This window comes from Promicromonospora iranensis, assembly GCF_028994775.1.
In the GTDB taxonomy this organism is placed as follows: Bacteria; Actinomycetota; Actinomycetes; order Actinomycetales; family Cellulomonadaceae; genus Promicromonospora; species Promicromonospora iranensis_A.
Map to the genome: position 1 here is coordinate 62,486 of NZ_JAJQMN010000002.1, position 24,747 is coordinate 87,232.

Annotated in this window: 19 protein-coding genes and 1 pseudogene; 7 read left to right on the plus strand and 13 right to left on the minus strand. The window is 70.9% G+C overall.

Features of this window, described 5'->3' with window-relative positions:
- Positions 1–12: 12 nt before the first annotated feature.
- The gene (locus LUU90_RS03180; RefSeq protein WP_275001825.1) at positions 13–984 is read right to left on the minus strand and encodes an NAD(P)-dependent alcohol dehydrogenase; all 972 of its coding nucleotides are present in this window, start codon (positions 982–984) and stop codon (positions 13–15) included.
- Positions 981–1,568: a nitroreductase family deazaflavin-dependent oxidoreductase gene (locus tag LUU90_RS03185; RefSeq protein WP_275001826.1), complete on the minus strand. Its 588-nt coding sequence runs from the start codon at positions 1,566–1,568 to the stop codon at positions 981–983. Before LUU90_RS03185 ends, LUU90_RS03180 begins: the two co-directional genes overlap by 4 nt.
- 105 nt (positions 1,569–1,673) lie before the next feature.
- On the opposite strand from LUU90_RS03185, the gene LUU90_RS03190 reads away from it, so the two are divergent.
- Positions 1,674–2,429 (plus strand): TetR/AcrR family transcriptional regulator, encoded by a 756-nt coding sequence (locus LUU90_RS03190; RefSeq protein WP_275001828.1) that lies wholly within the window; start codon positions 1,674–1,676, stop codon positions 2,427–2,429.
- Between the two features lie 6 nt (positions 2,430–2,435).
- Here the strand turns inward: LUU90_RS03190 and LUU90_RS03195 are convergent, their stop codons facing one another.
- The 6 genes and pseudogenes from LUU90_RS03195 to LUU90_RS03215 all read right to left on the minus strand — a co-directional run bounded on the left by LUU90_RS03195 (position 2,436) and on the right by LUU90_RS03215 (position 8,288).
- A complete protein-coding gene (locus LUU90_RS03195; protein WP_275001829.1) occupies positions 2,436–3,671 on the minus strand; it encodes an NAD(P)/FAD-dependent oxidoreductase in 1,236 nt (411 codons plus the stop codon).
- Positions 3,672–3,926: 255 nt separating this feature from the next.
- On the minus strand, positions 3,927–4,982 hold the full coding sequence (locus tag LUU90_RS03200; RefSeq protein ID WP_275001830.1) for an aldo/keto reductase: 1,056 nt from the start codon (positions 4,980–4,982) through the stop codon (positions 3,927–3,929).
- A 161-nt stretch (positions 4,983–5,143) separates the two neighbouring features.
- The gene (locus LUU90_RS03205; RefSeq protein ID WP_275001831.1) at positions 5,144–6,064 is read right to left on the minus strand and encodes a glycoside hydrolase family 19 protein; all 921 of its coding nucleotides are present in this window, start codon (positions 6,062–6,064) and stop codon (positions 5,144–5,146) included.
- Positions 6,065–6,225: 161 nt separating this feature from the next.
- Positions 6,226–6,987 carry a Fic family protein gene (locus tag LUU90_RS03210; protein ID WP_275001832.1) on the minus strand — a complete coding sequence of 254 codons (762 nt, stop codon included), beginning with the start codon at positions 6,985–6,987 and terminating at the stop codon, positions 6,226–6,228.
- Positions 6,988–7,095: pseudogene (locus tag LUU90_RS26445) on the minus strand (Fic/DOC family N-terminal domain-containing protein); the annotation flags it as partial.
- A 146-nt stretch (positions 7,096–7,241) separates the two neighbouring features.
- Positions 7,242–8,288: a LacI family DNA-binding transcriptional regulator gene (locus LUU90_RS03215; protein WP_275001833.1), complete on the minus strand. Its 1,047-nt coding sequence runs from the start codon at positions 8,286–8,288 to the stop codon at positions 7,242–7,244.
- 307 nt (positions 8,289–8,595) lie between these two features.
- On the opposite strand from LUU90_RS03215, the gene LUU90_RS03220 reads away from it, so the two are divergent.
- Genes LUU90_RS03220 through LUU90_RS03230 form a run of 3 tightly spaced genes read left to right on the plus strand, consistent with a single transcriptional unit; the run spans position 8,596 to position 14,567 of the window.
- Positions 8,596–10,839 carry a discoidin domain-containing protein gene (locus LUU90_RS03220; RefSeq protein WP_275001834.1) on the plus strand — a complete coding sequence of 748 codons (2,244 nt, stop codon included), beginning with the start codon at positions 8,596–8,598 and terminating at the stop codon, positions 10,837–10,839.
- A 42-nt stretch (positions 10,840–10,881) separates the two neighbouring features.
- Positions 10,882–12,303, plus strand: coding sequence for a DUF1996 domain-containing protein (locus LUU90_RS03225; RefSeq protein ID WP_275001835.1), 1,422 nt, complete (start codon positions 10,882–10,884; stop codon positions 12,301–12,303).
- On the plus strand, positions 12,300–14,567 hold the full coding sequence (locus LUU90_RS03230; protein WP_275001836.1) for a discoidin domain-containing protein: 2,268 nt from the start codon (positions 12,300–12,302) through the stop codon (positions 14,565–14,567). The genes LUU90_RS03225 and LUU90_RS03230 overlap by 4 nt, the downstream gene beginning before the upstream one ends.
- 82 nt (positions 14,568–14,649) lie before the next feature.
- On the opposite strand, the gene LUU90_RS03235 is transcribed toward LUU90_RS03230, so the two are convergent.
- From LUU90_RS03235 to LUU90_RS03255, 5 genes are all read right to left on the minus strand, one after another.
- Entirely contained in the window at positions 14,650–14,943 is a 294-nt protein-coding gene (locus tag LUU90_RS03235; protein ID WP_275001837.1) for a ribosomal protein L7/L12, read from the minus strand.
- Positions 14,944–15,002: 59 nt separating this feature from the next.
- Positions 15,003–16,601: a UxaA family hydrolase gene (locus LUU90_RS03240; protein WP_275001838.1), complete on the minus strand. Its 1,599-nt coding sequence runs from the start codon at positions 16,599–16,601 to the stop codon at positions 15,003–15,005.
- Between the two features lie 122 nt (positions 16,602–16,723).
- Positions 16,724–18,079 (minus strand): ABC transporter substrate-binding protein, encoded by a 1,356-nt coding sequence (locus LUU90_RS03245; protein ID WP_275001839.1) that lies wholly within the window; start codon positions 18,077–18,079, stop codon positions 16,724–16,726.
- A 49-nt stretch (positions 18,080–18,128) separates the two neighbouring features.
- Positions 18,129–19,082 carry a carbohydrate ABC transporter permease gene (locus LUU90_RS03250; RefSeq protein ID WP_275001840.1) on the minus strand — a complete coding sequence of 318 codons (954 nt, stop codon included), beginning with the start codon at positions 19,080–19,082 and terminating at the stop codon, positions 18,129–18,131.
- Positions 19,075–19,998, minus strand: coding sequence for a carbohydrate ABC transporter permease (locus tag LUU90_RS03255; protein ID WP_275001842.1), 924 nt, complete (start codon positions 19,996–19,998; stop codon positions 19,075–19,077). Before LUU90_RS03255 ends, LUU90_RS03250 begins: the two co-directional genes overlap by 8 nt.
- Before the next feature lie 271 nt (positions 19,999–20,269).
- Here LUU90_RS03255 and LUU90_RS03260 point away from each other — a divergent pair, with 271 nt between their 5' ends.
- The 3 genes from LUU90_RS03260 to LUU90_RS03270 are packed head-to-tail and all read left to right on the plus strand — an operon-like array spanning position 20,270 to position 24,678.
- Positions 20,270–22,330 (plus strand): DUF6807 family protein, encoded by a 2,061-nt coding sequence (locus LUU90_RS03260; RefSeq protein ID WP_275001843.1) that lies wholly within the window; start codon positions 20,270–20,272, stop codon positions 22,328–22,330.
- Positions 22,327–23,487 carry a Gfo/Idh/MocA family protein gene (locus LUU90_RS03265; RefSeq protein WP_275001844.1) on the plus strand — a complete coding sequence of 387 codons (1,161 nt, stop codon included), beginning with the start codon at positions 22,327–22,329 and terminating at the stop codon, positions 23,485–23,487. Before LUU90_RS03260 ends, LUU90_RS03265 begins: the two co-directional genes overlap by 4 nt.
- 27 nt (positions 23,488–23,514) lie before the next feature.
- A complete protein-coding gene (locus LUU90_RS03270) occupies positions 23,515–24,678 on the plus strand; it encodes an AEC family transporter (RefSeq protein WP_275001845.1) in 1,164 nt (387 codons plus the stop codon).
- The last annotated feature ends 69 nt before the right edge of the window (positions 24,679–24,747 follow it).

Here is a 24,747-nt window from a genome sequence, read left to right on the forward strand (position 1 = left end):
GACGCCGGCGACCTACGGCACCACCAGGATCTTGCCCCGGGCGGCGCCCGACTCGAGCCGACGGAACGCCTCCACGGCGTCGGCGAGGTCGTAGCGCCCGTCGATCCGCGGCACGACGTCGCCGGCGGTCAGGAGCCCGGCGAGCTCGGCCAGGTCGGCCCGCTGGTTCGCGCGCCAGGCGAACACGCCCATCCGGGTGCCCGTCAGCCGGCCGACGACCGGGCCGAACAAGGCCTTCTCCGCGAACGAGCCGATCCGCCGGGCGATCAGCACGTAACGTCCGCCCGGAGCCAGGGTGCGCCGGAGCGCAGGCACCGACCGGGTGTCGGCGATATCGAGGACGACGTCCCACCGCCGATCGCCGCGTGTGACGTCCTCGCGGGTGTGGTCGACGACGTCGTCCGCACCGAGCTCCCGCAGGAAGTCGAGCTTGCCGCCGTGGTCCACGGCCGTCACGACGGCTCCCCGCGCCTTGGCGATCTGCACGGCGAACGGCCCCACACAGCCGCCGGCCCCGTTGACCAGCACCCGCTCGCCCGGCCGGAGCCGGCCGGCGGCCCGCAGACCCTGCAGCGCGAGCGACCCCGAGTGCGGGACGGTGGCGGCGACGTCGAACGGGACGCCGTCGGGCAGCGGCGACAGGGCCGACGCCGACGCGCGCACCCGGTCCGCCAGCGCACCGTGCCCGTGCTCGAACAGGTCGGCCCAGACGCGGTCGCCCGGCCGGAGCCCGGCGACGTCCGGCCCTACCGCCTCGACCGTCCCGGCGACGTCGATCCCCACCCGGCGGTGGGCCGGCCGAACGAGGCCCGTGCCGATCCGGGCGAGGCGTGGACGTCCGAGCAGGTGATCGAGGTCAGCCATGTTCAGGGAGGCGACGGCGACCCGGACCACGGCCTCGCCCGGACCGGGCTCCGGGTCCCCGACCGCGGCGACCCGGAGCACGTCGACCGGGCCGTACTCGTCCCGGACCACCGCCCTCACGCGGTGCCACCGGGGGCGGTCGTACCCGAGTCCGTGCCGCCCAGGTCCGAACCGGCCGCGTCCATGCCGCCCGCGTCCGCACCGCCCACGTCCGTACCGCCCGAGGAGGCCGGCGCACGCCTCAGCACGAGGAAGTCGGTGACGCCGAAGAGGCGAGCGACCCCACGGTCCCGCGCGGACAGGTGAGGCAGCGCCTCGGACGGCTCGACGATCCGCGGTGTCACCAGGTACGTCTGCCCCTCGGCCCGCAGCTCCGCGGAGCCCGCCGCGCGGATGTTCCGCAACCAGTCCACGTCCGGGCCGTAGGGGAGGTAGACGAGGAAGTCGTCGTCCAGCGGGTACACCCCGATCGGCGTCGCGTAGGACGCACCCGATCTGCGCCCGACATGGCGGATCACCGCGGCGGACGCGCCCGGTTCACCGGCGGTCCGCAGCTCGATCGGGCGGCCGAACCGGCGACCGAGGCGCCGGACGATCAGGAGGCCGCGTCGGTTCTTGGTGCGCATGACCAGCACGAGCGCGAGGAAGCCGCTGAGCGCCACGACCAGCAGCCCCACGACGACCCAGAGGATCCAGACCCACATGGCGTACCGCCTTCTCGAAGTGGCTCACGACGTGAGCCTTACGTCGTAAGGTAGGACCGCCCGACCCGCCCGTCAAGGATTCTGCCCACGTAGGATCGCGACACCATGACTTCACCCCGGACGGCAGGTACCGCGCCACGGAGCGTCCTGACGCGCGCCCGGGTGCTCGAGTCGGCGGTCGCGCTGGCCGACCGCGAGGGTCTTGGCGCGCTCACCATGCGCAGCCTGGCTCGCGAGCTCGGGATCGAGGCGATGTCGCTGTATCACCACGTCGCCAACAAGGAGGACCTGCTGGACGGTGTGGTCGACGTCGTCGCGGCAGAGATCCAGGACGCCGTCGCCCAGCTGGACCCCCTCTCCGACGGCGCGCCCCGGTCCGCGTGGAAGCCCGCGATGCGCCGGCAGATCCTCACCGCACGCGCTGTGCTGCTCCGCCACCCGTGGGCGTCGACCGTCCTGGAGACCCGGAAGAACTTCAGCCTGCCCGTCATCCGGTACTACGACTCGCTGATCGGCCTGATGCGGCGCGGTGGCTTCTCGTACGACCTGGTCCACCACGCCATGCACGCGCTGGGCAGCCGTGCGCTCGGTTTCTCCCAGGAGCTCTTCGAGCCCGACGGCGCCACGGCGGGCTCGGCGGCCGGCGGTGGCACGAAGGAGGGCGCCGACGACGCAGCCACCGCGATGCTCCGGCAGATGGCCGAACAGGTGCCGCACATGGTGGAGATGATGGCCGCCGTCAGCCACGAGGACGGGACGGGATCCACCCTGGGCTGGTGCGACGACCAGACCGAGTTCGAGTTCGGCCTGGACATCATCCTCGACGGGCTCGACCGGATGGCCGAGCGCGAGCGGCGCTGACGCGGGTCAGCGCAGCGGGTCGAACGGCAGGATCTCCTCCGGGGTGCGCCCCGTCGTGATCAGGCCGGCCAGTGCCCGGCCGGTCGCCGGGCCGAGCACCATGCCCCACATGCCGTGGCCGCCGGCCACGTAGACGCCGGGCGCGGCCGTCCGGCCCACGAGCGGTAGCCCGTCCGGCGTGACAGGGCGCGAGCCCACCCATTCGTCCTCGCGGGAGTCCAGGTCCACGCCCTCGAAGAGGTCCCGCACCGAGCTCGCTATCGCCCGGACGCGGGCCGGCTGGAGCGGTTCGTCCGGCCCGCGGAACTCCATGGTCCCGGCGACCCGGAGCCGCCCCTGGTACGGAGTGCAGGCGACGCGCCGGGCCGGGAAGTAGACCGGGTGGTCGATCGGCAGACCGTCCACGGGCACGCTGAACGAGTAGCCCCGCCCGGCCTGCACACGGGTCCGCACCCCGAGCTGCCGTGCCAGCTCCGGGAGCCACGCGCCCGTGGCGACCACCACGGCGTCGGACGTCACGGTGTCGTGGCCGTGCACCGCCACCTCGGCACCACCGGGTACCGCGCGGACGCTCTCGACGCGGGCGTCCGACAGCACCTTGGCGCCCCGCGCGCTGACCGAGGTCGCGAGCGCCTGCACGTAGGACCCCGGATCGATGTACCGCTGGCCCTCCAGTGTCCAGATCGACCGTACGGACCGGGAGAGGTGGGGCACACGGACGCCGTCGGGCACCCTCGACAGCCGGATCTCCTGCCCCGCCCTGGCCGCGCCGCGCAGCTCGTCCACGAACGGGCGCGACTCCCGCTCCCGTTCGAACCCGACCACCCAGCGGCTGGGGTACGACGTCGCGTGCACGCCGCCGGCCTCGAGCTCGTCGTACGCGTCGAGGGCGATCCGGTCGATGGGGGTCAGGGCCGCCATCGCGTGCCGCCACGCGTCGGGCGTCGCGTGCGCCATGAAGCGCGCGAGGAACGCCCACAGGGCGCCGTCGAACCGGAAGGGGACGCTGAGGGCGGCGCTCGGGTCCAGCATGGCCCGGAGCCCGTAGGCCCAGAGCGACGGGTCCGCCAGGGGCATCGCCAAGCCCGGGGTGAGCCAGCCGGCGTTGCCCCAGGACGCTCCGGAGGCGACGCCGTGCCGGTCGAGGACCGTCACCTCCACGCCACGTTCCTGCAGGTGCCAGGCCGTGGCGAGGCCGACCATACCGGCGCCTACGACTGTCGCTGTTCTCGTCTCGGCCACGTTCGTGCTCCTTCTCTTCAGGGCTGTACCTTCCAGTACCCCTCCCCGTCGAGCGGCGGACACCCTCATGGTCCGCCCACCGGATCGATTCGGCGCGACAGCTCGGTGAAGTGCGGTGAAACGCGTGGTGTGGATTCGTCGGAGGCGCCGCGCAGACCTCGGGACGGCGGCGGCCGGTACCTGACAGCACCGGGCCGACGTCGGCTCGACGTCGGCCCGGTGGCGGTGGCGCAGATGAGGCGCGGTCTCGCGGTCTCAGCCGAGCTGCTGCGCCAGAGGCTCGATCGCCGCGATCTCGTCCTCGGTCAGCGGGCCGGCCGCGAGCGCCGCCACGTTGTCCTCGAGCTGCGCCACCGACGACGCCCCGATGAGCGCCGAGGTCACGCGCGTGTCCCGCAGCACCCAGGCGAGCGCGAGCTGCGCGAGCGTCTGTCCGCGGCCCTCGGCGATCTCGTTGAGGGCCTTGGCGCGGCCCAGGTAGTCCTCGGTGAGTGCGCCGGACGAGAGGAACGGTGAGTCCGAGCGGGCCGCGCGGGACCCCTCGGGTGCGGCGCCGGTGAGGTACTTGCTGGTCAGCAGCCCTTGCTGTAGCGGGGAGAACACGATGGTCCCGACGCCCAGCTCGCCGACGACGTCGAGCAGGGACTCGCTCTGCCTGCCGTCGTACGCGTCCTCGTGCGCCGGGTTCTCGATGTGCCGGTTGAGGATCGAGTAGGACGGCTGGTGGATCAGCAGCGGAACTCCCAGGTCGCGGAGGACCTGCGCCGCCTCGCGCGTCCGCGCCGGCGAGTAGTTGGAGACTCCCACGTACAGCGCCTTGCCCTGCTGGACCGCGGAAGCGAGCGCGCCCATGGTCTCCTCGAGCGGCGTCGAGGGGTCCGGCCGGTGGTGGTAGAAGACGTCGACGTAGTCGACACCCATCCGGGTGAGCGACTGGTCCAGTGACGCCAGGAGGTACTTGCGCGACCCGTGGTCCCCGTACGGTCCGGGCCACATGTCGTAGCCGGCCTTCGTCGAGAGGATCAGCTCGTCGCGGTACGGCTTCAGGTCAGCGGCGAAGTGCCGCCCGAAGTTCTCCTCCGCCGAGCCGTAGGGCGGCCCGTAGTTGTTCGCCAGGTCGAAGTGCGTGACACCCAGGTCGAGTGCGCGACGCAGGATGGCGCGCTGGGTGTCGAACGGGCTGGTGTCGCCGAAGTTGTGCCAGAGCCCCAGGGACAGTGCGGGAAGGTCCAGGCCGGACCGGCCGGTCCGGCGGTAGGTCATGGTGTCGTAGCGGTCGTCGGCGGCGAGGTACCGAGGTGCGAGAGGCATGCGCTCATCGTGGCACGTACCACCCGCCCACCCAGTCACAGCCCACCGCCCACAGCCCACCGCCGTTGACCACAGCAGTTGCGTCAGAACCGTGACCGTTCTGGCAGCAACTGCTGTGGTCAACGGCGGCACCCAGGCCGACGTCGGGCTGACCGCCCGGGTCAGCAGCGGAGGTTGCCGCCCGGGTCGACGCCGAGCGCGCTGGTGAAGCGCAGGTACGTGTCGATGCGGCTCTGCACCTGTGCGGGGTTTCCGCCGTTGCACTCGATGCTGCCGTTGATGCTCCGGATGGTCTCTCCGAAGCCACGGTCGTTCACGATCGCGGCGTGCGCCGTCATCGTGCCCGGCCCGTTCTGGGTGTTCCAGTACCAGAGCCCGGTCTTCCAGGCGATCGCCGAGTCGGTCTGCACCAGGCGCGGGTTGTTCAGCAGGTCGATCCCGAGCGCGTCACCCGCCGCCTTGTAGTTGTAGTTCCAGCTCAGCTGGATCGGGCCCTTGCCGTAGTACTGGTCGTGGCCCGCGGGGCAGCCGTAGGGCTGCGAGGTGTCGCAGTAGTGCGGGTAGTTCGCCGTGTTCTGCTCGACGACGTGCACCAGGCCGCCGGTCTCGTGGGACACGTTGGCGAGGAACGCGGCAGCCTCACGCTTCTGGATGGTCTCGCTGCCGCTGTTCGCGAACCCGGGGTACGCGCTGAGCGCCGCGACGAGCCCGGAGTACGTGTAGAACGAGTTCCGGTTCGGGAAGAACTGGTTGAACTGGGCCTGGCTGACCGGGAACTCCTCGGTGCCTGGCGGGTCGACCGGGGGCTCACCTCCGTCGCAGGTACCGGTGCGCTCCCACACGCCCCACGGGCCGGTGGTGCCGGGCGTCTCGCCCTGGGTCCACCACTTGGCCCGCCATGCGGCGCCGGCGTGGGTGACCTGGTTGCCTCCGACATAGACGGCGCCGCTGCTCCATGCGGCTGCGCTACAGCTGGCCACCACGGCCTGGGCCGCGGGGGCGGGGGCCGCTGCCGCGGCCGCTGGTGTCAGGAGCGCAGCGACGAGGGCTGCGATGAGTAGCGGTGCGCGACGAGATCTCACGGGGAACCACCTCGCTTCCGGTTCTGGGCCGTCGGGCTTCGACGACCGATTTGTTCAGGAACCTAGCAAGGTCGCGGCCATGCGAGAGTGAGGGGTTTCCACACGAACGACTCGTACGTGGTGAGCGGCGAACAACAAGCACCACGTCGTCGGGCATCACCTCACGGGCGCAGTACGTCCATGAGCCGCCGGTTGATGAACATCGCCTCTCGCCCGGCCCTGACCTCTACCAGGGCTCCCGCGTCGACCAGATCGCGCAGCCAGCGGGCCGCGGTCTGGCGGGTGACCCCGCACCGCTCGACCACGTCCCGGACGCGGCAGTATGGCTGCTCCATGAGGACCTCGACGACGTCCGAGTTGGCCGAGCGGAGTGCGTGCCGGACCACGTCGACGATCTCGCCCCGCACCACCTGCACCTGCTCTACCAGTTCGATGCTGCGCACAGCAGTCACACGGACGCCCTCGAGCATGTACAGAACCCAGTCCTCCCAGCCGTCCGACGCCGTGACCCCCCGAAGCAGCCGGTAGTAGTCGTCCTTGCTCTCGATGATGTAGCGCGAGAGGTACAGCAGCGGAAGGTGGAGCAGGCCTGCGTCGCAGAGCATCAGGACGTTGACGATCCTGCCCGTGCGGCCGTTTCCGTCGTCGAACGGGTGAATGGCTTCAAACTGGTAGTGCGCGACCGCCATCGTGACGAGCGGGTCCAGGTCGGACGGTTCGTTGACGAAAGTCGCCCAGTTGTCGAGCAGGCCCTCGATCACCTGAGGAGAGGCCGGCGGCGTGTAGATCCGCCGTCCCACCACGGAGTCGCCGATGTACACCTCGCTTCGCCGGAACGAGACCTCGTGGCCACGGATCGCCGAGCAGAGGCGTGCCGTAGTTCGCTCGGTGATCGGCCGCTTACCGATCTCGTCGAAACCCATCCGGAGCGCCGAGCGGTAGCGGAGCGCTTCACGCGCGGCGGGCGTCGCACCGGACTGGTGCGCAGTGGCCTCGAAGAGTTCGTCGGTGGTGGTGACGATATTTTCGATCTCGCTGCTGGCCTAGAGGAAGTGCGTCATACGGCACTTCCGGGTTCCAGGCCATATCGACAACCTAGTCGACGCGTTAAGTTTCGGCTCGATTTTTAACACTTCCGCAGGACGCGTTAAGTCATCGCACATGTCGCGAAGCGCGCTCAGGCCGAGTCGCGAACCACCAGGACCGGTTCGAAGATCGCCGACCGCACCGCCGGCTCGTCGGCGTCGATCTGCTCGAGCAACATGCGCGCCATCTCCTCCGCCATCTTCTCCACGGGCTGGCGCACCGTCGTCAGGCGCGGGCGCGTCTGCACCGCCACGGGGCTGTCGTCGAACCCGACGATCGCCACGTCGTCGGGCACACGCCGGCCGTTGGTCTGGAGTACGTGGATGGCACCCTGGGCCATGAGGTCGTTCGAGACGAAGACCCCGTCGAGGTCCGGGGCAGCCGCCAGCAGCTCCGCCATCGCGGCCTCGCCGCTCTCGAACGTGAAGGAGCCCTCGACGCTCGGCACGAACGCGTGCCCGCGCCGCGCCGCCGCATCGCGGAAACCGTCGAGCCGGTCCCGCGCGGACGGCACGTCGACCGGCCCCGAGATCACGCCGAGCTTTTGGCACCCACGGTCGAGCAGGTGGTTCGCCGCCAGCCGGGCGCCGTCAGCGTTGGCCAGGTCGACGTAGCTCGCCGGGATCGCGCGGCCCGGCCGGGCGAAGAGCACTATCGGGCTACCGGTGCCCAGCAGTTCCTCGGGCAGCGGGTCGTCGGCGTACGTCGACACGAGCAAGGCCCCGTCGGCGTTGCCGAACCGCAGGTAGGAGACCACCTGGGCCCGCGTCTGGGCGTTGTCGGCGAACATCAGGACGGGGTGCACGTCGTGCGGTCGGAGCGTCCGTACGAGGGACCCGACCACGCGCCCGAAGAACGGGTCGGAGAAGACACCCGAGAGGTCCAGCTCGGCGTCCGGGTCGGCGTCCGCACCCGAGATGACGACGGCGACGGTGCCCGTGCGCCGCGTGACCAGCGACCGGGCGGCCCGGTTGGGCACGTAGCCCGTCTCGGCGACCGCTTCGAGCACCACCTCCTGGACCGCGGGCGCGACCTTGCGCTTGCCGTTGATCACACGGGACACGGTCGCGCGGGAGACGCCGGCGACCTTCGCCACGTCCTCCAGGGTCGGCGCCGGACGCCGCGAATCCTTGCTCACACGCTGACGTTAACAGAGTAAGAGCGCTCTCCCATGGACCCCGATCGGGTGACGTGGCACCCGCTCCGCCTCCGGCAACGCCGTGCCGATCCAGTACGTAAAGAACACATTAGCCACTATCCGCCGGGAAAATCGACGCGAAGCCGAAGTGCCGAACCCTTGACGCCCAGTCGAGAACAGGTCAAGGATTGGTCCGGTAAGAGCGCTCTCCCGGCTCGCGGCGCACTGGAGCGACGCGACGGCAGGCTCAACGACGAACCGCGCCCCGGCCAGCACGTGGCCGACGAGCGGACGGAGAGGAAGACCCATGACGACCACCGGATCACCCGGCGCGCAGGCGGCCCGGCTCGGGCGCGGCCTCCGCGCGGGAGCTGCCGCCCTCGCGACCGGCTTGCTGGCCGCGGCGGCGCTCGTCGCCCCCGCGGCGTCGGCGCAGGCGGAACCGGTCCTGCTGTCGCAGGGCAGGACCGCCACCGCCTCCTCCGAGGAGAGCCCCGACTACACACCCGCGAGCGCCGCCGTCGACGGCGACCTCGGCACCCGCTGGGCGAGCGAGTTCAGCGACCCGCAGTGGATCCGGGTCGACCTGGGCCGGTCGGCCGACCTCGACCACGTGGAGCTGGTCTGGGAGTCGGCGTACTCGACCACGTACCAGTTCCAGGTATCCGCTGACGGCTCCTCCTGGTCCACGGTGTACTCGACCAGCTCGGGCGACGGCGGCACCGACAGGTTCGACGTCGACGGCACGGCCCGTCACGTGCGCCTGCTGTCGACGGCACGGTCAGGCGGCTACGGCAACTCGCTGTGGGAGCTGCGCGTCTTCGGCGAGACCGGCGGGACCGGCCCGGGCGACCCCGGCGACCCGAACTACGTCGACCCCGGCCATCCGAACGTTCCCGTCCGGGACTCCGGGCCCAGCACTGTCGAGGTGGTGGGCGGCAACGGCTCGTGGGACCTCCAGGTCGACGGCAGGCCGTACACCGTTCGCGGCTTCACCTGGGGCCCCTCGTTCAACGCGGCCGACCACTACATGCCACCGCTCGTCGCCATGGGCGCCAACACGATCCGCACCTGGGGCACCGGGGCGGACACCCGCCAGCTCCTCGACTCCGCCGCGGCGCACGACGTCCGGGTGGTGATGGGTTTCTGGCTCCTGCCGGGAGGCGGCCCCGGTTCCGGCGGCTGCATCGACTACCGCACCGATGCCGCCTACAAGTCCGAGACCAAGGCCGACATCCTGAAGTGGGTCGAGACCTACAAGAGCCACCCCGGCGTGCTCATGTGGAACATCGGTAACGAGGCGATCCTGGGCCTGCAGAACTGCTACTCGGGTACGGAGCTGGAGCAGATCCGCAACGCCTACGCGGCCTTCGTCAACGAGGTGAGCGTCGCCGTGCACCAGGCCGACCCGAACCACCCGACCACGAACACCGATGCCTGGGCCGGTGCCTGGCCGTACATCGAGCGGAACGCCCCGGACCTCGACCTCTTGTCGATCAACGCCTACGGCGACGTGTGCAACATCCGGGAGTCGTGGGAGTCGGGTGGCTACGACCGGCCCTACCTCCTCACCGAGGGCGGCGCGGCCGGCGAGTGGGAGGTGCCCGACGACGCCAACGGCGTCCCCAAGGAGCCCACCGACCTCGAGAAGGGTGCCGCGTACGTGGACTCGTGGCGCTGCCTGCGGGAGCACGAGGGCGTCTCGCTGGGCGCGACGTTCTTCCACTACGGCATCGAGGGCGACTTCGGTGGCGTGTGGTTCAACATCCTGCCCGGTGACAACAAGCGGCTCGGCTACTACTCGATCGCGCGGGCCTGGGGCGTCGACACCTCCCGGATGAACACCCCACCGCGCATCTCCGCCATGGAGGTCCCCGGATCGACGGCGGTGGAGGCCGGCGAGCAGTTCACGGTCTCCGTGGACATGACAGACCCCGACGGCGACCCGATCACGCCGAACGTGATGCTGAACAGCAAGTACATCAACGACGCCGGCGGCATCGCGCAGGCGGACTTCACTCAGACCGCTCCCGGGACGTACCGGGTCACGGCGCCGGAGATGCTCGGCGTCTGGAAGGTCTACGTGTTCGCCGAGGACGGCAAGGGCAACGTAGGTGTGGAGACCCGGTCGTTCCGCGTCGTGGCACCGAAGGTCGAGGGCACGAACATCGCCCGCGGCAAGACAGCCACGGCGTCGAGCTTCGACCCGTGGAACGGCGACTGGACGCCCGCCCGCGCCGTCGACGGCGACCCCGCCACACGGTGGGCCAGCGAGTGGGGCCCGACCGCCTGGTACCAGGTGGACCTCGGTTCCGTGCAGTCGTTCGACCACCTGCAGCTCGTCTGGGAGACGGCCTACGGCAAGTCCTACGAGATCCAGACCTCGAACGACGGCAGCACCTGGACCACCGTCCGGACGGTCACGGGTGGCAACGGCGGCGTCGACAGCGTGGACGTCACGGGCTCCGGCCGCTACGTGCGTCTGAACCTCACCGAGCGCGGCACCGAGTGGGGCTACTCCCTGTACGAGGTCGGCGTCTACCAGCGGTGAGCACAGCAGTGATCAGCAGCGACAACCAGTGAAGGAGGAACCATGCGCACAGCACCTCGCACGCCCCGCGGCCTCAGATCTCGCGTCCTGGCCGGCGCACTCGCCACGGCACTGCTCGCCTCGACCCTGAGCGCGGCCGCCACCCTCGGCGCCACCACCGCCGTGGCCGAACCGAACACGCTTCTCTCGCAGGGCGCGCTCACCGCGGCGTCGAGCTCGGAGTCCGGGGGCCTCGCCCCCCGCTTCGCGGTCGACGGCGACCGCGGCACCCGCTGGGCGAGCGCCCCGACGGACGACGAGTGGATCCGGATCGACCTGGGCCGGTCCTACGACCTCGACCACATCGCCCTGGAGTGGGAGGCCGCGTACGGCGCGGCGTTCCGCCTCCAGGTCTCCCCCGACGGCAACTCCTGGACCACCGTCGTCACCGAGTCCGCGGGCACAGGCGGCACCGAGGTGTACGACGTCGCGGCGAACGCCCGCTACGTCCAGCTCGTCGGCACCGCGCGCGGCACCCAGTACGGCTACTCGCTCCTGGAGTTCCAGGTGTTCGGCGACGGCGAGGCCGGCGGCCCCGAGGATCCGCCGCCGTTCCCGGACGACGAGGTCACGCACCACGAGTTCCAGGCGAACTGCACCTTCTCGCACTTCCTGCCGGACGACTCCATCGTGTACCCGGGGCAGCCCGGCCGGTCGCACCTGCACACGTTCATCGGCAACCGGTCGACGAACGCCTTCACCACCCCGGCCAGCCTGCTCGCGAACCCGGCGAGCACGTGCACCGTGCCGCAGGACAAGTCCGCCTACTGGTTCCCCGCCCTGACCAAGGCCGGTGTTCCGGTCGAGCCGAACATCCCCATGACCGTCTACTACAAGTCGGGCATCGACGACTACACCGACGTGGTCCCGTTCCCCGCAGGGCTCCAGTTCCTGGCCGGCGACATGATGGCGACCGTCGACGAGTTCCGGACCGCACCGGGCGCCGTCGAGGGCTGGGAGTGCGGCGACATCTCCAAGAGCTGGGAGATCCCGGCCTACTGCCCGCCGGGCACCCAGCTGAACATCCGGTACCAGGCGCCGAGCTGCTGGGACGGGATCCACCTGACCCCGGAGGAGTCCGCCCACATGGGCCACGGCACGCACATGGCATACCCGGTCTCGGGGCAGTGCCCGCTGAGCCACCCCGTGGCGGTGCCGATGCTCGAGTTCAAGATCGCCTGGCCGGTCAGCGGTGACATGTCCGACGTCGCGCTCGTGAGCGGGTCCGACCAGTCCTGGCACTACGACTTCGTCAACGCCTGGGATCCCGAGGTGCTCCGCCGCCTCGTGGAGCAGTGCATCAACGGCGGGCTCCAGTGCAACCCGCGCGGCTACGACCTGTACAAGCCGCACCGCGGCACCGTGCTCGACGAGAACTACCAGCTCGTGCCCGAGCCCGCCGCACGCGAGGAGACAGCATCATGACCGTCCGCGGAGCACTCGACGAAGCACCGCCGGAGGCACCACGGCCGGCCCCGCGACCTGGACGGCGCGCCTGGCTCGCCGCCGCGATCACGGCGGCCTGTGTGGCCGCACCGCTGACGGCGGGCGCGGCCCCGGCGTCAGGCACTGCCCACGACGTGGCACGTGCCGGGACCGCAGCGGTCGGGACGGCGGCCGCCCCGTGCACCACGAACGCCGCGCTCGGGAGACCGGCCACGGCGTCGTCCACCGAAGGGCCGTTCGGTCCCGACCTGGCCGTCGACGGCGACCCCGGCACCCGCTGGAGCAGCGAGCCCACCGATCCGCAGTGGCTCCGGGTCGACCTCGGCACGGTCCAGGACCTGTGTCGCGTGGAGCTCGTCTGGGAGGCGGCCTACGGCAAGGGCTTCCGGATCGAGGCCTCCGACGACGGCACCACGTGGCGGACGCTGCGGACCGTCGCGGACGGGACCGGTGGCACCCAGGGCTTCGACGTCGCCGGTACCGGCCGGTACGTGCGGATCACCGGCACCGAGCGCGGCACGGGGTACGGGTACTCGCTCTGGGAGCTGAAGGTGCTCACGGGCGACCCCGGCGGCGATCCGGGCGACCCGATCCCCGGCGGCGGTGACCTCGGGCCGAACGTACACGTCTTCGGTCCTGACACCCCGGCGAACCAGGTCCAGGCCGCCGTGGACGCCGTCTACGACCAGCAGGAGTCCGACCAGTTCGGCGACGGACGGCACCAGTTCCTGTTCGAACCCGGCACCTATCCGGTGCACGTGAACGCGGGTTTCCACACGTCGATCGCGGGCCTGGGCGCCGACCCGGACGACGTGAACATCACGGGCGGCGTCTGGGCCGACGCCGAGTGGTTCGAGGGGAACGCCACCCAGAACTTCTGGCGCTCGGTCGAGAACCTCGCGGTCACGCCGACCGGCGGGGACATGCGCTGGGCGGTGTCGCAGGCGGCGCCGATGCGGCGCGTGCACGTCAACGGCAACCTGATGCTGCACTCGTCGCGGTACGGCTGGGCGTCCGGCGGCTTCATCGCCGACTCCGTGGTCGACGGCGAGGTCCGCGCCTGGACCCAGCAGCAGTGGTACACCCGTGACTCGACCCTGACGGGCGGCTGGGCGGGCACACTGTGGAACATGGTGTTCTCAGGTGTCGAGAACGCACCGCCGACGTCGTTCCCCGAACCCGCGGTGACCACCCTGGACACCACCGGGATCATCCGCGAGAAGCCGTACCTCTACCTCGACGGCGAGGACTACGCGGTGTTCGTCCCGTCGGCCCGCGAGGGCACCCGGGGCGCGACCTGGGACGGCGGGACGACGGCGGGCGCCTCGGTGCCGCTCGACGACTTCTACGTGGCCCACCCGGGCGACTCGGCCGCGCGGATCAACCAGGCGCTGGACCAGGGCCTGCACCTGCTGCTCACACCCGGCATCTACGAGCTGGACGGGACGATCGAGGTGGACCGCGCCGACACGGTGGTGCTGGGGCTCGGGTACGCCACCATCGTGCCCACCGCGGGCCAGACGGCGATGCGGGTGGCCGACGTGGACGGCGTCCGCATCGCGGGTGTCCTCTTCGACGCGGGCGCCGCCGAGTCGCCGTCGATGCTCACGGTGGGGACCGAGGGGTCCACGGCCGACCATGCCGATGACCCGATCTCGCTGCACGACGTGTTCGTCCGGGTCGGCGGGGCGCACGTCGGTCGGGTGGACCAGGCGATCGTCGTGAACGCCGACGACACGATCATCGACCACATCTGGTCCTGGCGGGGCGACCACGGCGAGGGCATCGGCTGGAACGTCAACACCGCGGACAACGGGCTGGTGGTCAACGGTGACGACGTCGACGGATACGGCCTCTTCGTCGAGCACTACCAGGAGTACAACACCCTGTGGACCGGGGAGCGCGGCCGCACGATCTTCTACCAGAACGAGCTGCCGTACGACCCGCCGAACCAGGCGGCGTGGAACCACGACGGCGTCCGGGGCTGGGCGGCGTACAAGGTCGCCGACGGCGTGCGGGAGCACGAGGCGTGGGGCCTGGGCTCGTACTGCGTGTTCACCTCGGACGCGTCCATCACCTCGGACAACGGGTTCGAGGTGCCGCGGACACCTGGGGTGCGGATGCACTCGCTGCTCACGGTGTCGCTCGGCGGGGTGGGCTCGTACGAGCACGTCATCAACGGCGTCGGCCCCCGCGCCGCCGGGACGGAGACGGTCCCGGCCAAGGTGGTGAGCTACCCGTAGGCTCTTCGCTGGTCGAGCCTGTCGAGACCGGTCTCGACAGGCTCGACCAGTGTTGGTCGACCGGTGGTCGACCTACGGTGAATCAGGAGAGGGACTCGGCGCGGCGGTCCACCGCTTCCTTGGCCTCGAGCAGGCCGTCGCCCGTGAGCTCCCGGTAACGCTTGATCGCCTCGATCTTGTTGCCGGCGCGGATCAGCGCGTCGACCTCCGAGATCCCGTCCGGCTCCGGCACGACGACGCCCATCTGCGCCATGACGAGGTCGATCTTGGTGTTGAGCTTGTCCAGCTCGTGCTGCTGCGACCGCCTGTGCCCGCTCGCTGAGATCCAGTTCATGACCAGCATCACGACCACCAGCATCACCAAGAGCTCAGACATGATCCTGACACTAGCTGCCCACGCCGAGGGCCGACCATCAAAGTCGGCGGGTCAGGCGCTCAGGTGACGGCACCCATGTGCCAGGGGATGAACTCCTCGGCGCCGATCTCCAGCTCCTCGCTCACCGTCTGCTCCCCCGACGCGACGGCGAGGATCCGGTCGAAGATCTGCCGGCCGACCTCGGCGACGGTCGCCGTGCCGTCCACGACGACGCCCGCGTTGATGTCCATGTCCTCCGACATCACCGAGTACATGGGGGTGTTGGTCGCCACCTTGATCGACGGCGTGGGGCGGCACCCGAAGACCGAACCGCGGCCGGTGGTGAAGACGACGACGTTGGCGCCGCCGGCCACCAGGCCGGTGACCGAGACGGGGTCGTAGCCCGGGGTGTCCATGAAGGCGAACCCGCGCTCGGTGATCGGCTCGGCATACTCGTAGACGGCGCCGAGGTCGGCCTGGCCGCCCTTGGCGACCGCGCCGAGCGACTTCTCCAGGATCGTCGTCAGCCCGCCCGCCTTGTTGCCCGGCGACGGGTTGTTGTCGAGCGTGCCGCCGCCCGCGGCGACGTAACCGCGCCACCAGTCGATGCGGTCCAGCAGGCGCTGGGCGACCTCCGGCTTCACGGCCCGGGCCGTGAGCAGGTGCTCGGCGCCGTACACCTCGGGGGTCTCCGCCAGCACGGACGTCGCCCCGTAGGCGACCAGGCGGTCCGAGGCCCAGCCGAGCGCGGGGTTGGCGGTGATCCCGGAATAGCCGTCGGAGCCACCACAGTTCAGGGCGAGCACGAGCTCCGAGACGTCGCACTCGACCCGTTCCCGCGCGTTGACCAGCGGCAGCATCTCGCGGACCGCGGCGACGCCCGCCCGCACCGAGGCGCGCACACCGCCGGCCTCCTGGATGGTCAGGGAGCGCACCACGGTGTCGTCCGCGATGGAGGCCAGCAGCCCCTGCCTCGTGTCGTCGGGCGGCCCGACGGTGGGCATCCCCAGGTCGGCGACCTGGCCCGAGCGGGCCGACAGCGCGGCGCCGGGGACCATCTCGCAGCCCAGGCCCAGCACCAGCAGGCCGGCGACGTTCGGGTGCGCGGCGTAGCCCCGCAGCGTGCGCAGGAGAATCTGCCCGCCCTCGGAGTCCGGCACCAGGCCGCAGCCCGAGGTGTGGGTCAGCGCGATGACGCCGTCGACGTGTCCGAACTCGTCGAGGGCCGCGCCGCGGAACTGGTCGGCGATCATCTTGGCCGTCGAGGCCGAGCAGTTCACGCTCGTCAGGATCGCCACGAAGTTACGGGTGCCGACCCTGCCGTCGGCCCGCCGGTAACCCCGGAAGGTGGGGCGGGCGCCGTCGGGCAGCGGGAGGTCGGTGTGCGTGCCGCCCAGGGGCGCCTCGCGCGCGCCCTCCTCGAAGCCGAGGTTGTGCGAGTGCACGTGGTCACCCGGGGCGATGTCGGCGGTCGCGACCCCGATGACCTGCCCGTACTTGTGCACCTCGGTGCCGGCAGGCACGGCGCGCAGCGCGATCTTGTGACCCCGCGGCACCGCCTGCCCGACGGCGACCGGGCCGGTCCCGGAGGCCGAGACCTGGTCGCCCGGGGTCAGGTCGCGGGTCGCGACGGCGACGTCGTCGCCCTCGCGGAGAACGAGCAGATCGACCTCAGACACGCCAGCACCTCTCTGTTCTGAACCGTTTCATCGTAACGGGAGCCACCCCCAACAGTTGAGTGCGGGGTATTTGTTGCCTGGACGGTCCCAGATCAACAAATACCCCGCACTCAACGAAGGGGTCAGTCGGCTATGGCCGCGTTGACCTCTTCGATGAGCTGCGTGGCCGCCTCGTCCGGGGTGATGCGCTCGAAGAGCACCTCGGTGTTGACGCGCTCCATGATGTCCGCGAGCTCGGCGGAACCGTGCGGCGGCACCGGCGGGGTGTCGACGATCTCGTCCTCGATGTCCGCCATGAAGTCGGCGACCTTCTGGTCGGTGGGCGACAGGTCACCGAGGATCGACTCCCGCACCTCCGTGTTCGCCGGCAGGCCACGGTCGGTCAGCATGATCTTCGCCGCCTCCTCGGAGTTCAGGAGGAAGTCGACGAACTTCGCCGAGGACTCCGGGTACTCGGTGTCCGCGGAGATCGAGTAGAACATCGCCGGCTTGTAGTACATGCCGGTGCGCTCGCCCTCGGACTCGCCGGGCAGCCGGAGCAGCTCGAGCTCGTGGCCGGACGAGTCGGTCAGCGCACCCAGCTGGTTGGTCCACCAGACACCCATGGCGCCCTGGTTGGTGCCGAGCAGACCACCCTCGGGCCCAGCCGCCTGGTACTCGACGGTGCGGGCGGCGTCGGGCTGCCCGCCGCCTTCCATCAGGTCCAGCGAGACCTGGAAGAAGTCGGCGACGGTCTCCTCCGAGACACCGAGCTCGCCCTCCGGGGTGAACAGCGTCTCGCCGCGCTGGCGCGCCATCACGTTGAGGCCGGCCTCGTTGAAGCCGTAGTCCTGCGTGCCCCAGACGCCGTCACCCGCACCCTCGGAGATCGCGTTCGCCGTGGTGACGTAGTCCTCCCAGGTCCAGGTGGTGTCGTCCGGCAGCTCCACATCGGCGTCGGCGAAGATCTCCGGGTCGGCGACGAGCGCGTAGGCGTTGATGCCGGTCGGGATGCCGTACTGCGCACCCTCGATCTGGCCGCCGGCCAGGACGCCCTCGTCGATCTTCGAGGTGTCGATGTCCAGCGAGGCCAGGTCCGCAAGGACGTTCTTGGTGGAGTAGTCGGAGATGTAGCGCTCCTCCTGCGTGATGACGTCCGGGGTGTCACCGGCGGCCACCGAGGTGGCGAGCTTGTCCCAGTAGCCGTCCCAGTCGGTGAAGTCGGGAACCACCGTGATGTCGGGGTTCTCGGCCTCGAACGCGTCGATGATCTGCTGCGTGGACTCGTGGCGGCTGTCGGAGCCCCACCACGAGAAGCGGATCTCGCAGGGGCACTCCTCGGCGGCGGCCACCGGCTCGTCGTCGCCGCCCCCACCGCCGATGCCCGAGTCGCCGCCCCCGCACGCTGCGAGGGTCAGCGCCATGGCCGCGATGCCCGCGGCCGAGGCGGCGAGGCGCTTGCCGCGCCTCGTTCGTAGTCCGTTACCGGTGGTGCTCATGTCATTCTCCTTCGGTGTCGTTGACGTCGTTGTCGCAGCGCGGGCGGAACTACTTGATTCCGGTGGTCGCGATGCCCTTGACCAGGTACTTCTGTCCGAAAAGGAAGGCGATGAAGACGGGTATCAGCGACACGATCGACATCGCGAAGAGCGACCCCCACGAGCTGTTGCCCGTGGAGTCGACGAAGGTGCGCAGGGCGATCGGCACCGTGTACATCTCGGGCCGGGTCAGGAAGATCAGCTGGCTGAAGAAGTCGTTCCAGGTCCAGATGAACGTGAAGATCGCCGTGGTGGCGAGAGCCGGCATCGACAGCGGCAGCATGAGCTGCAGGTAGATGCGCAGGTGGTTGGCGCCGTCCAGCGTTGCCGCCTCGTCCAGCTCGCGCGGGATCCCGCGGAAGAACTGGACCATCAGGAAGATGAAGAACGCGTCGGTGGCCAACAGCTTGGGCACGATCAGCGGCAGGAACGTGTTGATCCACTCGAGCTGGGAGAACAGCACGTACTGCGGAACGATGACGACGTGGATCGGCAGCATGATCGACATGAGCATGACCGCGAACCACAGCCGCTTGCCCTTGAACTCCAGCCGCGCGAACGCGTAGGCCGCCAGCGAGCACGAGAGCAGGTTCCCGAGCACCGACCCGAGCACGATGATCGCCGAGTTGATCAGGTAGTGGCTGAACGGGTGCAGCAGCGCGTTCCACCCGTCCGTGTAGTTGGACAGGTCGATGTCGGTGGGGATCAGCCCGGGCTCGCGGAAGATCAGCGCGTTCGGCTTGAACGAGCTGGCCACCATCCAGAGCAGCGGGTACAGCATCACGAAGCCGAAGGCGATCAGGCCCGCGTGCTTGAGGACGCTGCCCACCTTGGCTCGCACCTGCCGGCCGCGAGGCCTGGCGGTCGGACGACGGTCCTCGGTACCGGGAGGCACGTCGCTGTCGGACGGCGGCAGCGCTGCCGTCGTCGTCACGGTCTGTGTGGACGTCGTGGCGTCAGTCATCGTAGAAGACCCAGTACTTGGAGGCGAGGAAGTTGACTACCGTCATGCCGCCGATGATCAGCAGCAGGAACCAGGCCATCGCCGACGCGTAACCCATGTCGAGCGAGCCGAACCCCTTGAGGTAGAGGTAGAGCGTGTAGAGCAGGGTGGAGTCGGACGGGCCACCGTTACCGCCGCTCACCACGAACGCCCTGGTGAAGGACTGGAAGGCCTCGATGAGCTGCAGCACGAGGTTGAAGAAGATGATCGGCGTCAGCAGGGGCAGCGTGACCGACCGGAACTGGCGGAATTTGCTCGCGCCGTCGATCGAGGCCGCCTCGTAGTACATCTGCGGGATCTGCCGCAGGCCCGCCAGGAAGATCACCATGGGGGCGCCGAACGTCCAGACGTTGAGCGCCATGAGCGTGCCGAGCGCGTAGTCCGGGTGCGACACCCAGCCCTGGCCCTGCACCCCGAAGAGCGCCAGCACCTGGTTGACCAGGCCGTCCGCGCCGAAGATCTGGCGCCACAGGATCGCGATGGCCACCGACCCGCCGAGCAGGGAGGGCAGGTAGTACACGGAGCGGTACAGGGCGAGCCCGCGCATGCCCTTGTCGAGCAGCAGGGCCAGGCCCAGTGCCGCGGCGAGCTGCAGCGGCACCGACACGAACACGTACGTGAACGTGACGCCGATGGAGTTGACGAACCGCGGGTCGTCGAACATCCGCGTGTAGTTCTCGAAGCCGACCCACTCGGGCGCCGAGAGCAGGTCGTAGTCCGTGAAGGACAGGTACAGGGACGCGCCCATGGGTCCGGCCGTGATGAGCGCCAGGCCCACGAACCAGGGCGCGAGGAAGAAGAGCGCCCAGCGACCGTCACCCTTCCTGCGTGGGCTGACGCTCCGCTTGCTGCGGGAGAGCTCCTGGATCACTGACATGTCCTCACCCCCGTGGTGGCGGGTGGTGGCTCGGACCGCCAGGGTCCGGGCTCGTGGTTCAGGCGGCGCATCGGTTTGTCCTCCCGGATCGTCGTCGATCCCCGGCCCCATCGGTGAGAAACCGGTCTCTGGTGGAGGAACGTACCACACGAGGAACCGGTTTCCCATGGTGTACCGTCACATCGGGAAACCGGTAGCAGGGGTGCCACGCCGACGAAGTCGCCGGACGCCCCGCACATCCGGTCGGACGAAGGTGACGGACGGAGAGCAGATGGTCAGCGGCAGCGCACGGGAGACCGGTCAGCGTGCAGGTCAGCGCCGTGTCACGGCCACGATCGGGGATGTCGCGACGGCGGCCGGCGTGTCACGGGCGACCGTCTCGCGCGTGATGAACGGGCGGAGCACCGTCGACGCGGCCATCGCGGAACGCGTGCGCGAAGCCGCGGCAGGGCTGAGCTACCGGCCCAGCAACGCCGCGCGGAGCCTCGCCCTCGGTCGCACCCAGACCGTCGCCCTCGTGGTACCTGACCTGGGCAATCCCGTGTTCCAGCAGATCCTGCGCGGGGTCATGGACGGCGCGGCGGAGGACGGCTACCGCGTGCTCGTCGCGGACACGGTGGAGGACGACCAGCAGGAGGGCGCCATCGCGCTCGAGGCTCGCATGCGCTGCGACGCCCTGGTGCTGGTGTCACCACGCATCGGGGACGCGGAGCTGAGCGCGCTCATCGCCGATGTCGAGCCGGTGGTCCTGGTCAACCGGGAGACCGGCGGGGCGGCCCCCAGCCTGGTCGTGGACTACGAGGACGCCGCCCTCCAGGTGGTCCAGCACCTCGTGTCGCTCGGCCACCGCCGCATCGTCTACCTGGGTGGCCCGGTACGCAGCGCCTCCGACGAGCTGCGCCGGGCCGGCCTCGCCCGTGCCCAGAAGCTGCACGCCGACCTCGAGATCCTCGACCTGCCCGCCGGGCCGGACATCCAGGCGGGCCACCTCGCCGCGCCCGCCGTCCTGGCGACCCGGGCCACCGCAGCGGTGGCCTTCAACGACCTTGTCGCGTTCGGCCTGCTCGCAGGCCTGAACGAGGCCGGAGTAGCCGTGCCCGCCGACATCTCGGTCGCCGGCTTCGACGACATCGAACTGTCCCGCTACGCCACACCCGCGCTGACGACGGTCGCGGTGCCGCAGGCCGAGCTCGGCCGCCACGCCTGGAGGGAGCTGCACGCCGTGATCGACGACGATGCCCACCCCGCAAGCTCTGCCCGATTCACGCCCAGCCTGGAGGTGCGCGGCAGTACCGGGCCCGTACGACAGGGGCCGGAACGCGTGCACATCACGGACGACGACGTCGCCCCCGTGCGACGGGAGGAGATCCCCACCGTGCCGCCCACGGCCGCCCCCGCCTGGTCGGTACCCGCGGATCCCGATACCGACGCCGTGATGCTGACCTGCGGCGACGGACTGGAGCTGGTACGGCGGGACGCCGGCGGCCGCATGCCGAAGGTGCACGCCCGGCGCCCCTACCTGCATCCGGTGCACACCCTGGCCGGCGTGCCGCTCACCGACGTGAGCCCGGTCGACCACCGGCACCACTACGGCGTCGGTATCGCGGTGCCCGACGTGAACGGCACCAGCCACTGGGGCGGCCGCACCTTCATCGAGGACGTCGGCCCCACGCTGCTGAAGAACCACGGCCGGCAGACGTCGGAGGGCATCCGGGTCGACGCCGCTCCCGACTCACGACCGGTCGGCGCCGGTGCCGAGGCCGGCGAGGTGCTGGTGGAGGACGTGCTGTGGTCCGACGAGCACGGCGAACCGCAGCTGCGGGAGGAGCGACGCATCACGGCGCGCCTGCTCCCCCAGGCTCCCGGATCCGCCGCGGCGCCCGGCTGGGTGCTCGACTGGCGTTCCACGCTGCACGCCGACCACGGCCCGCTGGAGATCCGGTCGCCCGCGACCAACGGCAGGCCGGGCGCCGGCTACGGCGGCCTGTTCTGGCGGCTGCCGATCGCCGAGAGCACGTCCGTCCTGTCCGCGGCGGGCACGGGCGAGAACCGTGCGCACGGCAGCTCGTCGCCGTGGGTCGCGTTCGTGCAGCGCCAGGGTGGCCGGTCCACGACCCTGCTGCTGGTGCAGCCGGGTCAGGTCAGGCCGTGGTTCCTGCGCTCCGCGGAGTACCCCGGCGCGTGCCCCGCGCTCGCCTGGGACGCGCCGCTGCTCGTCCCGGCGGGCGGTTCCGTGCAGCTCGACCTCGTCGCGGTGCTGCTCGACACCGAGCTCACGAGCGCGGCCGCCGCAGCACTGGCCGCCGACCTGACTGACGGCGGCCAGCGGTGAGCCTGCCGAAGGTCGCGGTGGTGGGCATCCACGGCCACGGCGGCTCACACCTGCGGACGGTCGCGGAGCTCGAGAACAGAGGGCTGGCGCGGCTGAGCGCCGTCGTCGACCCGCGGGAGCCGGACGACGCCCCGGCGTCATGGTTCGCGAGCCTGGGTGACCTGCTGTCGGCGGGTGCCGACGCGCTGCCCGACGTCGTGGTGCTCTCCACGCCCATCCACACGCACCTGCCGCTCGCCCGTGCCGCGACGGAGGCGGGCATCGACGTGCTGCTCGAGAAGCCCACCACCGCCTCGCTCGCCGAGCACGCAGAACTGGTGGCCGTCACCGAGCGGACCGGACGGCTGTGCCAGGTCGGGTTCCAGACCTTCGGGTCGCACGCGCTGCCCGCCGTCGTCGACCTGATCGCGCGCGGCGAGGTGGGCCAGGTGACCGGGATCGGCGCGATCGGGACGTGGGTCCGGACCGCCGCGTACTGGGCGCGCTCTCCGTGGGCGGGGCGACGGCGCATGGGCGACCGCGCGGTGGTCGACGGCGTGGTGACGAACCCCCTGGCACACGCCGTGGCGACCGCGCTGTGGGTCGGCGGCGCCCGGAGCAGCACGGACCTCGCCTACGTGAACACGGACCTGTGGCGGGCCAACCCGATCGAGGCCGACGACACCTCGTCGCTGCGGGCCGTCGGCACCGACGGGACACGTTACGGGTTCGGGCTCACGCTGTGCGCCGCGGAGCGCACCCCGGCGCGGGTGGTCGTGCAGGGGACCGCCGGCGAGATCGAGCTCGAGTACGAGCACGACGTCGTGCGCCTGCGCACCGGACGCGTCGTCGCCGAGAAGCAGTACGGACGGACCGGGCTGCTGGAGAACCTGCTCCGAGCGCGCACCGGGGAACGGCTCCTGTGCGACGTCCGGGACACCGGCGCGTTCATGCAGGTGCTCGAAGCGGTGCGCACCGCTCCCGACCCCGCACCGATCGGGGACACGTTCGTGGACTGGATGGACGGCATCGCCGCGGTTCCCGGCGGCAGCCAGGGCAACCCCGAGGGCGACACCCGGCACCCGGTGGTGCACGACGTCGCCGAGTGGTGCGAGCGGGCCGCGCGTGAGCAGCGCACGTTCACGGAGCTGGGCGCTCCGTGGACGGTCGGGAGCTGACGCGCCCGACCGTGGGAGGGTGCTCGCGTGTTTTCCGTCCTGACTGCCATCGCCTCCATGGGCTGCATCGTCGCGCTCGGCTGGGTGATCCAGCGGCGCGGCCTGCTCAGCGGCCACCGGATCTCCCGCGGCGGCGGACCGGACGCTCCGCGCGGTGAGGTGGGGGCGCGCGCGGTCCTCGCCACGCTGTCGTTCACGATCTGCGCCCCGGCGCTGATGTTCAGCACGCTCGCGGGCACCGACCTCGCGCACGTCGTGTCGCGCGGCGCGGCGGTCACCTGGGCCACCACCGCCGCGCTCGCCCTGCTCACCGCGGCGGTGGCACGCTGGGTGCTGCGGCTTCCGGCCGGTCCGGCCGCCGTGACGACGCTCGCCGCCGTCTACGTCAACGGCGGCAACATCGGGATCCCGCTGGCCGTCTACCTGTTCGACGACGCGCTCGCCGTGGTGCCGACCCTGCTCTTCCAGCTGCTCGTGCTCGCGCCCCTGACGCTTGCCGTGCTCGACCGTTCCGGTGCCGCGGCCGGGAGTGCGTCCGGGGGTGCGGCCGGGGCGCCTCGGACCGCTGCTCGGTCGGGCTGGTCGTCGGTGGTCCGCGTCCTGCTCGCGGCCGTCCGGAACCCGATCACGGTCGGCACGCTCGCGGGCCTGCTGGTCGCCCTGGTGAGCGAGCTGACCGGCGCACGGCTGCCCGACGTCGCCCTGATCCCCTTCGACCTGATCGGCACCGCCGCTCCGCCGCTCGGCCTGCTGACGTTCGGGATGACCCTCGCCGTCCCGATGCCCGCGCTCACCCCGCCGGCGGCGGACACCGAGTCACAGCAGGACTCCGGTGTTTCGCCGGCATCGGGGCCGGAGCAGGCTCCGGCATCCGTTCCGGGGTCGAACGCGGCGTCGACTCCCTGGTGGACGGGCCGCGACCAGGTGCTGGTGCGGGCGGTCGTCGCGCTCGCCGTCCTGGTGCGCAACGTGCTGCACCCCCTGGCGGCGTGGGGCGTCGGTACCGCCGTCGGCCTCGACCCGGCCGCCCTCGCGCTCGTCGTCACGATGGCCGCCCTGCCCACGGCCGTGAACGTCACCACGTACGCGACCCGGTACGGCGTGTTCGACGGTGTGGCCGCGCGTGCGACGGTCTGGACGACGGCGCTCTGCGTCCCCGTCCTGGTCGCCGTCGGCGCGCTCATGGGCTGACGGCGGACGGCGCGAGCTCCTGCCCAGGTGAAGCTCGAGGTCCGCCGCACACGGGTCTTGTGGTGGAGC